This is a genomic window from Blautia ammoniilytica, assembly GCF_025566965.1.
In the GTDB taxonomy this organism is placed as follows: domain Bacteria; phylum Bacillota; class Clostridia; order Lachnospirales; family Lachnospiraceae; genus Blautia_A; species Blautia_A ammoniilytica.
The window spans coordinates 1-10,434 of the sequence record NZ_JAOQJL010000014.1 but is presented as its reverse complement, the minus strand read 5'-3'; the positions used below and the strand labels follow the sequence as shown (position 1 = coordinate 10,434).

The window sequence follows — 10,434 nt, the reverse complement described above, 5'->3', positions numbered from 1 at the left end:
CGGTCTGTGTCTTTTCCAGCATGGTGTTGAAATTCTGCTCACTGATACGCCCTGCAATCATATCCTCATAAAGCCGCATGACCATTTTGTCCAGAACCTCAATCCGTTCCTCGTCCCTTGTAAGGGAGCGTTCCATTGCTTCCCGCTGTTCCCGCTGCTCTGCTTCACAGGTATTGGTCAGGCGGTCGGCAACCGCTTCCCCGTCCATCAGGGCAGCTCTGGCACATTCCCGGATTTTCCGCAGCACATGGCTGTAAAGGGTGTCATAGTCAATCCGATGCTGGGTGCAGTGGTTCTTTCCAAAGGCATTGTAGGTCTTGCAGGAGTAAATCTGCTGGGGATGTTTTGCGTTTGTGTAGCGTATCGTCAGCGACTTCCCACACTCGCCGCATTTTATCAGTCCGGCAAACAGGCTGATTTCATTGGTCTGCCCCGGACGCTGGCGGGATTTCAGCTTGTTCTGCACAATATCAAAGCTCATGCGGTCAATCAGCGGTTCATGCTGTCCCTCCACCACAATCCAGTCCTCCGGCTTCTTTTCCCCAATCGTGCCGATTTTGAAGCGGTAGTCTTTTTTCTGGGAAGCAATCGCCCCGGTGTAGACGGGATTCATCAAAAGGTCTTTGATAACGGAGAAGTCCCACATATACCGCCCGTTTTCCGGGTCTTTCTTTTCCCATTTGGTGCGGGTATTGCGAAACCCCCGTTCCCGGTTCCACCATGTAGGGCAGGGGATTTTTTCTTCCTCCAGCCGTCTGCGGATATAGTTCGGACCATGACCGTTCAGGGCATATCCGAAAATCAGCCGCACAATCGGGGCTGTTTCCTCGTCAATGAGCAGATGGTTCTTGTCCTCCGGGTCTTTCCGATACCCAAACGGGGCAAGACACCCGGTAAACTGTCCTTTCTGCGCTTTCAGAAGATAAGATGAATGGACTTTCTTGGAAATATCCTTGCTGTACATCTCGTTCAGGATATTCTTGAACGGGGCAATATCGTTGTTATCCCGCAGAGTGTCGATACCGTCATTCATGGCGATATAGCGGACACCGTTTCTTGGGAAAAAGTCCTCAATCAAATGCCCTGTTTGCAGATAGTTACGCCCCAGTCGGCTGAGGTCTTTCGTGATGACAAGGTTGATTTGCCTGCGCTCAATGGCTCTCAACATTCTCTGTAAATCAGGACGCTCCATATTAAGACCTGTGAAGCCATCGTCCTGATAGACTGCCACAACCTCCCATCCCTGCTTTTCGCAGTATTTTTCCAGCATATCACGCTGGTTTGCGATACTGGCACTTTCGCCTTGCAGGTCATCGTCCTTTGACAGCCTGCAATAGACCGCCGCACGATAGCCCCCGGCAAGTGCTGAACCGATTGTTCTGTATTCCATTTCGTTCATCATAGCCATTTACCCACACAATCCAGACGGTATCTGGCTCTGTTGAACCTCATCTTCATTATACTTCAAATCTTTCTTTTTAGCAAGATATTCTTTTGTATTTGTTTTGCCGTATTTCTGGGAAATCAGGCTGACGAACACATCGGTGGCGTCCAGTTCCCCGTCAAATACGGTTGTCACTTCAATCTTGGTCTTATTTTTCGCCATAGGCAGTTATCCTCCATACATGAAAATAGCCAGACAGAGAACGGTCGGCAACGAAGTCCGGCAACGGGCTTCAAAAGACCTTGCAAACAATCTCAATCTGGCGTTGATTACTATTTATACTTTTCTTTTATTTTTCTGTTGTTTTGGTTGTCAGAGAGGGAAAAAGCCCGGAAATAAGGGATTTTCCCCGGCAACCGGCTCGGCAACGGGATAGCAACGAAGTCGGCAACGGGCTGTCATTTTCAGAATGGAAGCTCCATCTGCTCTGTGACCTCCACAAAACCGTCCATAGATTTTTCGGGCGGGTTGTCGGTGTCCGTTGCCGGGATTTCACGCTCCCAGCCCTTTTGTCTGCCGTATTCCGCAAACATCCTCGGATTGGAAAAGTAGTTCCACCCGGTAATGCACTGGTTCATTATCTCGTTGATTTCCCGGATTTCCCATTGCTTCGGCTCATCAAAGGTGTGGTTTAAGGCTTCCTTGTAGAGCTGCTTGGAGCAGACCGTTTCCCCGGTGTACTTATCAAGGTAAGCCTGTATCATCCCGGCTTTGGTGTCCTCCGGCATAAAATCCCGCTGGTGTTCTTTGAGATACCGCTGCATGGCTGGGCTGAATGACAGCTTGAACATGCCGCTTCGGTAAATCTCCATTGCTTCCGCCCACATCTGGCTGATATAGGCTCTGGAAGCGGCTTCGTCCTCCAAAATGTGAACCTCGGCTTGCTCCGGGTACACCATGACCGGGATAAATCGGCGGTTGCCGGAACGGTCAAGGGGGAGAAAGTCAAGGGCGTTGGAAGTGCCGCCGAACACGCATTGACGGGGGCGGTCTGCCGGGTGAGTTTCATAGGGAATTTTGTAAACCTCTTTCTGGCGGCTTAGAAAGGACTTGATTTCCTCAATGCTCTTGGCATTGGCGGTTGCCATCATTTCCGACATTTCAATTATCCAGTGACCTTGCAGCTTGCGGTACACGTTATCATCGTCCAGCTTCCGCAAATCATCGGAAAACCACTCGTCCCGGACTGCCAGCAGCCGGAAGAAGGTGGATTTGCCAGCCCCCTGACCGCCTACCAGACACAGCATGATTTCAAACTTGCTTCCGGGCTTAAATGCCCTTGTAATCGCCCCCAGCATGAACAGCTTCAAGGCTTCATAGGTGTAATCGTCCACATCAGCTCCCAGAAAGTGCCGCAGACAGAAGCGGATGCGCTCAGTCCCGTCCCATGCAAGGCTGTTCAGAAAATCCCGGATGGGGTGGTACTTATTCTCATTCGCCACAATCCCGATGGCGGTTTCAATCTTTTTCTCACTGGTAAGCCCGTAGGTTTCCTCCAGATAGAGAAGCAGATACTTCATGTCCGTATCGGTCAGGGCTGTGCTTTCTCTGTGAAAACCGATGGGCTTTATGATGTCCTTGCGGTCGGTCAGGATGTTGTAGGCGATTGCCCCGGCAAGCACAGGGTCACGCTGGAATACGGTCAGGCAGTTCCGTATGCTCTGGCGGACGCCGCCTTTCTCGGTGGTTTCCAGAGTTGCCTTTACTTCCTCAACGCTCTGGGGCGGCTGCATGGCGTTCATGGTGTTTTTTAGTTCTTGCTGCGTCTGCGGCTGCAAGCTCTGCCATTCGCTGTTCAAGCTGTATCACATCCTTTCCGTAGTCCATAATCAAAACCGCTTTTTCCTCTGTCTCCCCGAACAGCAGCACATCCAGCAGATATTCCACATGGGCTTGCTTCTGCAAGGCTTCCACGAACCGGGGATGAAACGCTTCCTCCGGGGAGTGCGGGGCATAGTCGGTTTTCCATACCCGTAAGAGGTGTAGATAATCGGCAAGGACACGGAAGCAATGTGCCTTTGCTTCCCGGAACTGTTCTTCCGGGGATTTCTGCCGGGGCTTGGGCTTCCTTGCCCTGCCCGGTGGCTTCCAGTCCTCATAGGCAAGCCCGAAGTCACTCGCCAACTGTGCGGCGGCTTCCTTTTTCCCCAGCCCGTACAGGGCAGCTACAAAATCAATCACATCCCCATCTGCACCACATCCGAAGCAGTGGAAACGCTTGTCCAGCTTCATGCTGGGGGTCTTATCGTTGTGGAACGGGCAGCAAGCCATCCCGTTTCTGTTTACCCGGATTCCGTAATGCTCCGCAGCCTGTCTTGTCGTAACGGACTGCTTCACAGCTTCAAATACATTCAAATCAATTCCTCCTTGTAAAAAAGAAAAGGCACTTATCATTCTCAATCTGAAAATGGCAAGTGCCTGTTAAAGTTCCATATCCTGTTGTTTGTGTTTCGTCTGCGCCGGGGCGTTTTTCTGTGCTTTCTTCTCGTCAGCCTTATCCTGCAAGACTTCTTTGAGGGGCTGCTTCTTGGGCGGCTCTTTGCTTTCCTCTGTGCCGGGTGTGGCTTTCCGTACCCAGTAGCGGATGTCCCGCAGCTTCTTCAAATCTTCCTGCACCTCGGTCAACGGTACTTTCAAGTCTGCGATTTCGCCCACAAGCTTCGCCTGTTCCTGCAAAAGCTCCTTTTTCGTGCTGTCCTTATCATCCGGGTGCTTGGCAAGGTAGGCACTGGCTTTCTCAAACCGGGCAACCTCCGGGTGTTCCAGCTTGAATTTTTCCTTAGTTTTCTTGAAAAATATCTTCTGGTATTTCTCATAAACGGGCTTACATTCCTTACAGTCCGTCCGGGCGGCAAGGATAGCGTCAATCACGTTGCTGCGGGTTTCCTTTGGCTTCATCTGCTTTCGGTAGTCGGCGGCAGATTTCCCGGACGTTTCTATAAAGTTTTCCAAATCCTCCACGGTGGAAAGTCCCTTTCTCTGAAGATAGGACAGGGCTTCGCTGACTGCCTTTAAGTCTTTGGAAGTTCCACGGTTTTGTCCCGCCCGTGTCCAGTCGCTCCGTTCTGCCTTTCGTACCTCCATGTACTTCATCAACAGATTGGGAAGAAATACCGCTTCCTCCGCAGCTTTTTCCGCAAGCAGTTCTTTTCGTTTTTCACTAAGCTCGATAATCCAGCCTTTGAGATTTTTAATAAGCTGCCGGATAGACTTCATCAGGCTGTTGGCGGCTTTGATTTCCCGGTTCAGATTTCCGATGTTGGTCTGAATCCCTCGCTTTTCCATCTGCCGGACAGCAGCACCCTCATGGACGGTAGGGATAATATCAAGCCCCTGTCTTTCATAAGAACGGAGATCCACCCGCTCCGGGCGGTTGTTGGCTTCCAGATAGCGGTTCTGGATGATCTCCCATTCATGCCGCCAGATTTCACAATACTTGCGGTCGTTCCAGTCAACCGTATCTTCCTTGTGACTTTTCCATCTGCCGGACGGAAGTTTTATCCGTTCCCCGTTCTCGTCAAGGTCATAAACCTTGCGGCTCTTGGGAAGCCATTTCCCATGTTCATCCATTGCCCGCATAGTCAGCATGACATGAGCGTGAGGGTTTCCGTCCCCTTTGTCATGGATGGCAAAATCCACGCACATTCCTTTGGAAACAAACTGCTGATTGCAGAAATCCCGGACAAGGGCGGCGTACTGGTCGGGCGGTATCTCTCTGGGGATGGTAAGCACCCACCGCCTTGCAAGCTGGGAATTCCATTGCTTCTCCACCGCTTCGGCGGCGTTCCATAAAGTATTGCGGTCTGCATACGACCGTGGGGCATTTGCCGGAAGCAAGATTTCATTGTGGACGATACCACGCTTTTCCGGGTAGTGCTTCACTTCCTGATCGTATCCACAGAACAGCTTTTCGCCGCTCTGGTAGGCAGCGGCGGCAACCGCAGACTGCTGTTGGCTTCGCTGCACAATCGAGATTTCGTTGTGTGGACAGGGCATTTCGTGTCCCTCCTTTCGGTAATTGGTGGATGGGGTGGCGTTTTACCACCTCATTTGGGGCAGAAAAAAAGCAGGAGACCTTTTCAGATTTCCTGCTCGGTGGTGCCGCCGGTGGGCGGCTGGTATTCAGTTTTGAAAGTTCGGGTCAGGGTGGCCCGATGATGAAATAAAATATCTGCATGAAGATTATTCAACTTCTTTTAGTAATTCTTCAACAGAAATACCGTAAAGTTTTGCAAGTGCAAAAAGATTTGATGTGGAAGGGTCGGATGTTCCATTTTCCCATTTTGAAACAGCCTGCCTGCTAACACCAATCGTTTCAGCAACAAATTCCTGCGTCATTTTGCACTGTGTTCTGTGTACTTTGAGTGCTTCACCCAACGATTTCCTCACTACGGATTTTTCCTGCCGTACATCTTTTGAATGGATATATTTGAGTAATGCACGAACAATAAGGGTAAGCAAACCAACAAAGATACATAAGAAAATTATTCCAACGATTATCATAAATACGGTTACTTTCATTTGACCACCTCCTAATGTTGCTGTTGGCTTCATTTCTCTGTACGGATATATTTAAGCAATGCACGAATAACAAGGATAAGCAAGCCGACAAAGATACATGAGAAAACTATTCCGACTACAATCATAATGATGTTTACTAACATTTGGATGACCTCCTTTCTTTGTTGGCTTTATTCTATCTGAATTACCGTGTTGCTACCACCAACTATCAAGCAATTATCAGTTGCATATCGGTTGCACAATGATAGCGTTCTGTTTTTTGACCTTATTATACTAAATTACCGTAGATAAGGATAGCTCGACTGATAAAACTTGCTGGACGGGAACAGCTTGCAGCGCAAGGTGTTTCCGGGCGGCAAGTCCACAAAAGGGTAGCTGGCGACAGCCAGCGCAGGGGAAGCGTAGCGTCCCCTGTATGATTTGGAGCAGACCATGACTGCGGAAAATCACAGCCCTCCGGCGAGGAGCCTTCGGAGAACGCAATGCACCAACCTTTGGGTGGTGTATAATTGCGCCCTTAGTAAACTAAGGGGGTTCCGGCATCTCCCATTCCAGCAGTTTTTTCAATAGTTCCTGCGTGTCCTGTCTGTGAAAAATGAGTTTCAACAACAGCATGACATCATCATCTGTCAGGCGTTCCGGCTCTTGCAGAAAACTTTCCAGCATACCGCCACGAGTACAGAGCCGGTGCGTCCGTTCCTTTCGGGTAAGCTGCTTCAACTGGTGCTGCAATGCCTTTTCATCATTGATGGCTTTCCGCAGTTTCTTTTCGCTTTTCTCCAACTCCCGGTTGAGCTTTCCCAGCTTTGAGGTATCAGGCAAGGGTAGCGCCCTCCTTTCCCGGTATCAGCACATAAATCCTGTTCGGTTCTCCCACGCCCTGACGCACCCGCATGATAAGTCCGGCGGTTTCCAGTTCATTCAAAAAACGCTTGACCGTCATGAGGCTGCGGGACAGGACTGCGGCAATGGCTGTGATAGGGAAGCAGACAAAAAGAATCCCGTTCTCGTCCGCCTGCCCTCTGAAAAGCATAGCGTCCAACATCCGGCAGTACATGACCTTTGCGGTGCTGCTGACTGGAAATCCTGTCAACGCTCTGGGAAATGGCATACAGGGCGGCAATGGTGTGTCTATCGTCATAAATTCAAAATTCATTCGGTGTGTTCCTCCTTTTTCTTTGCTCGTTTGGATAAATAACGGGGGCAGTCAATCACAACCGCCCGGAAGCTCTGCTTGCACCCATGCTGGCATTTCCGGCATAATTCGTTGTAAGTGACACGCCCCCGGTCATTGAGGTAAAAGGAAAGCTCATGCTTCCGCTTTTTGCTCATTCTCGGCATGTTACGTTTCCTCCCGTTTTCGTGTATGGTTTCGGGGCGATTTTCGGCAAAATTACAGCCATAGAGCCGCTTAAAATCTCCCGAAGTCTCAGCGATAGGGTAGACTATCTCCCTATCAAATTGTCGTGTTTCGGTATCATTTCGGTGTCAGTTCGCCAGTTCTCCCCGGTGTCGTTCCTCCCCTGAATCTCACAGCGGCGTATCGCTCCCTTTGGTACGCTCGTTTCGGTCAGGGTTCCTCCATATCCCTGCCAAAAGTCATGGCGCTACATCGCCGGGGAAGCATATCCCACACAGGCTGGTCATTCGATTGGAATAATCCATCGATGAACTACCTGTATCATAGAACATTTTTGTGCCCTGTGCCGTATATCCACAAAGTAGGAATCAGGGGGAAAATCAGAAATTTCCACGATTGCGGAAAGTGTGATATAATCCAGTTAAACGGCAGAAATAAAACCACCGGAAAGGAGCGTGCGCCCATGAAAGTTGCAACAAGCATACAGGAACGCCTTTGGGAACTCCGCAAAGACAAAGGCTTAAATCTGGAAGAACTATCAAAGCTGACGGGCATTTCTAAATCAGCCCTTGGCAGTTATGAAAAAGAGGATTATAAGGAAATCAATCATGGCAACCTTATCACGCTGGCAGACTTCTATGGGGTTTCCGTCGATTATCTGCTGTGCCGGACAGAGAACAGGGAGCAGATCAACACGCCACTGACGGAGCTGCATTTGAACGATGAGATGGTGGCACTGCTGAAAAGCGGTCGGATTAACAACCGTCTGCTCTGCGAACTTGCCACCCATAAGGACTTTATCAAGTTTCTTGCGGACATTGAGATTTATGTGGACGGGATTGCCACCATGCAAATCCAAAATCTCAACTCCCTTGTTGATACCGTCCGGCATGAAATTATTGAACGGTATCGCCCCGGCGAAGATGACCCGCATTTGAAGGTGCTGCAAGCCGCACATATCAGTGATGATGAGTATTTCAGTCACATGGTTCTGGATGACCTCAACCTGATTATCCGGGATATTCGGGAATTCCACAAAAAGGACAGCGAGAGTGCGCCCCAAACTACCGTTGCCGATGAACTGAAAGAAAATCTGGAAGCGGTCGAAAATTTCAAGGGCAGTCGAGATGAAAAACTGGTTATCCTTTACTGCAAGCAGCTTGGTATCAACTATAAAAACCTGTCAGAAGAAGAATTTCGCTGGTTCATTCGTATTCTCAAAAAATCAAAGAAAATGGGAACGCCTATCAGCCAGAGGAAAAAACGGTAAAGGAAAACCGCTGTTGCATGGTTTGTTGGATTCCATGTAGCAGCGGTTTGTGCTGTGGTTATTATTTCATTCGTTTTCTTAATATTCGGCGATAATTTGTTTCTCCCTTTGGTGCGTCCTGTATAATTTCCAACACACCATCTTCAAGCATTTTATCAATGCGATTGGAAATCCATACATCACTAATTCCAAGTTGATATTTTCCTAAAACATTACCTATGACAATAGCCATTTTGAATTGCTCTGGCTGTTCCGCAATTTCACGAAGAATGAAACTATCATATATATCTTCTGAAACGCTTTGCAATTTACCATTTAACATTGCACGCAAAGGTGCATTTTCATTTTGAAGTTGATTCCATTTCATAGTACAAGCTGAAAGAAATACAGGATTAGCTTTCTCTTGTAGAGTTATATAGTTTCCCCATTCGCCAGGAGAGACCTCGCCCCATGCTATTTTGGATGTCATAGTATTTTCTTTTCCATATTCCCATGTAGGTAACTTAACCAAATAAATTGTTGTCTGGCAGTTTAATGGTTGAAGTTGTTTCATAAGCCAATACATACCACAAAGCTCATCTGGATTATAGCTATACCAAATGCGAATTTCTTCCCCAGCTACATATCGTTCAATCACTGAGGTCAATGTAGTTTTAATTTTCTGTATTTTTTCTTCAACCTGATAATCTAAATCCTCTACAAAGCAGACAGACAGCATTTTCTTGAAAATATTTTTCCGCTGTTCGCCAATTCCATTATCAGAAATATCTCCCACACTAAGAGCCATATCAAAACAATAAACATCACTGCTCTTGCCTCCCAATGGAATAGCATTCTCCCAAGCAATGCGTTCTTGTTCCTGTGCTTGAAGCTGTGCCTTTTTCATTTCATCTGAAGATGGAACACTCCCGTCTTCGTGCCTCATAAATATTGAAACAGCACTTCCTCTATACTTTCCCTTGCCGTAAGTTTGGGCAATTTTCAAACTTCCACAGGCACTTTCACCAAATACAATTTCAATCATCTTATATACCTCCGATTTAATTGCTCCCGTTATGAATAAATCATCTCATACAAAACAATTTCTTCTGCCCTGTTGTGAATGTTATTGCAACGCTGCACCCATTCCATTTGTCGGGTACACTTCAATTCCTCTGTCACGCCCTCGGTAGCTTTCATCTGCTCCATGATAGTGTCTAACCGTTTTTGTGCCTGTTCATTCAGGTCTGCAAGATATGTCAACAATTCTCCGGTCAGTATCAATGTATTCAATCTGGCTGGGTGGACTTCTCTTAAATATTCCCGGTGCATTCGTCCGTACTTTCCGATAGGGCGGTGTTCCTCCGGCAGTTTCAAGCCTGGAATGTAGTAATCTCCGACAAGGATATAATCAATTCCGTTTTCCGTTATTCTTGGTTTCAATTCGCTCATGTTCCTTACCTCCTGTGGAAGCAGGCTCGTCTGGTACTAACTCAATCACATCAGTAATCTCACAATTCAGAGTTTCACAGATACGGGCTAATGTATCCATGCTGATGTGCTTTCCCTCTTTGCTCATGTTGGCAATCATATTTGTTGTCATACCAGCAGCAAGCCTTAAATCCTCTTTTCTCATATCACGCTCTAACAGTGTGTGCCAGAGTGGTTTATAGCTGATGTGCATATTGTTTTCCTGCCTTTCTATCCATACCACCGGGGCGGTTGCCCCGGCAGGAACTTTTCTCTTATTATAACACCAATCTTGTGAAATCACAATTTATTCTTGTAGCCTGCCGCTGATACCGTCTGGATTGTGCATTCCCTTTCTTTTTGTTCCCTTTAATTAGCCATGAACTGCTT

Annotated in this window: 13 protein-coding genes; 1 reads left to right on the top strand and 12 read right to left on the bottom strand. The window is 47.9% G+C overall.

Annotated elements, in window-relative coordinates; genetic code table 11:
- From OCV61_RS08430 to OCV61_RS08390, 9 genes are all read right to left on the bottom strand, one after another.
- The coding region (locus OCV61_RS08430; protein ID WP_158421480.1) for a recombinase family protein at nucleotides 1-1,408 on the bottom strand (1,408 nt) is incomplete at its 3' end.
- Complete coding sequence (locus tag OCV61_RS08425) at nucleotides 1,409-1,606, bottom strand: hypothetical protein (RefSeq protein WP_002595176.1); 198 nt, start codon at nucleotides 1,604-1,606, stop codon at nucleotides 1,409-1,411.
- 242 nt (nucleotides 1,607-1,848) lie between these two features.
- Entirely contained in the window at nucleotides 1,849-3,186 is a 1,338-nt protein-coding gene (locus tag OCV61_RS08420; RefSeq protein ID WP_008394605.1) for a virulence-associated E family protein, read from the bottom strand.
- Nucleotides 3,155-3,799 carry a CHC2 zinc finger domain-containing protein gene (locus OCV61_RS08415; RefSeq protein ID WP_025544160.1) on the bottom strand — a complete coding sequence of 215 codons (645 nt, stop codon included), beginning with the start codon at nucleotides 3,797-3,799 and terminating at the stop codon, nucleotides 3,155-3,157. The genes OCV61_RS08420 and OCV61_RS08415 overlap by 32 nt, the downstream gene beginning before the upstream one ends.
- 66 nt (nucleotides 3,800-3,865) lie before the next feature.
- Nucleotides 3,866-5,440 carry a MobQ family relaxase gene (gene mobQ / locus OCV61_RS08410; RefSeq protein ID WP_008394607.1) on the bottom strand — a complete coding sequence of 525 codons (1,575 nt, stop codon included), beginning with the start codon at nucleotides 5,438-5,440 and terminating at the stop codon, nucleotides 3,866-3,868.
- 186 nt (nucleotides 5,441-5,626) lie between these two features.
- Nucleotides 5,627-5,965 carry a helix-turn-helix domain-containing protein gene (locus tag OCV61_RS08405; protein ID WP_003509323.1) on the bottom strand — a complete coding sequence of 113 codons (339 nt, stop codon included), beginning with the start codon at nucleotides 5,963-5,965 and terminating at the stop codon, nucleotides 5,627-5,629.
- A gap of 525 nt (nucleotides 5,966-6,490) precedes the next feature.
- Nucleotides 6,491-6,787 (bottom strand): DUF3847 domain-containing protein, encoded by a 297-nt coding sequence (locus OCV61_RS08400; RefSeq protein ID WP_158421459.1) that lies wholly within the window; start codon nucleotides 6,785-6,787, stop codon nucleotides 6,491-6,493.
- The gene (locus OCV61_RS08395; protein WP_158421458.1) at nucleotides 6,780-7,121 is read right to left on the bottom strand and encodes a DeoR family transcriptional regulator; all 342 of its coding nucleotides are present in this window, start codon (nucleotides 7,119-7,121) and stop codon (nucleotides 6,780-6,782) included. The genes OCV61_RS08400 and OCV61_RS08395 overlap by 8 nt, the downstream gene beginning before the upstream one ends.
- Nucleotides 7,118-7,306, bottom strand: coding sequence for a hypothetical protein (locus OCV61_RS08390; protein ID WP_002304353.1), 189 nt, complete (start codon nucleotides 7,304-7,306; stop codon nucleotides 7,118-7,120). Before OCV61_RS08390 ends, OCV61_RS08395 begins: the two co-directional genes overlap by 4 nt.
- Before the next feature lie 482 nt (nucleotides 7,307-7,788).
- On the opposite strand from OCV61_RS08390, the gene OCV61_RS08385 reads away from it, so the two are divergent.
- Nucleotides 7,789-8,595 carry a helix-turn-helix domain-containing protein gene (locus OCV61_RS08385; RefSeq protein WP_008372835.1) on the top strand — a complete coding sequence of 269 codons (807 nt, stop codon included), beginning with the start codon at nucleotides 7,789-7,791 and terminating at the stop codon, nucleotides 8,593-8,595.
- A 61-nt stretch (nucleotides 8,596-8,656) separates the two neighbouring features.
- Here OCV61_RS08385 and OCV61_RS08380 read toward each other — a convergent pair whose 3' ends face one another.
- The 3 genes from OCV61_RS08380 to OCV61_RS08370 are packed head-to-tail and all read right to left on the bottom strand — an operon-like array spanning nucleotide 8,657 to nucleotide 10,258.
- On the bottom strand, nucleotides 8,657-9,619 hold the full coding sequence (locus OCV61_RS08380; RefSeq protein WP_005335911.1) for a DUF3658 domain-containing protein: 963 nt from the start codon (nucleotides 9,617-9,619) through the stop codon (nucleotides 8,657-8,659).
- 29 nt (nucleotides 9,620-9,648) lie between these two features.
- Nucleotides 9,649-10,026 carry a TnpV protein gene (locus OCV61_RS08375; protein ID WP_005335912.1) on the bottom strand — a complete coding sequence of 126 codons (378 nt, stop codon included), beginning with the start codon at nucleotides 10,024-10,026 and terminating at the stop codon, nucleotides 9,649-9,651.
- Entirely contained in the window at nucleotides 9,986-10,258 is a 273-nt protein-coding gene (locus OCV61_RS08370) for a helix-turn-helix domain-containing protein (protein ID WP_002593556.1), read from the bottom strand. The genes OCV61_RS08375 and OCV61_RS08370 overlap by 41 nt, the downstream gene beginning before the upstream one ends.
- Nucleotides 10,259-10,434 lie beyond the last annotated feature (176 nt).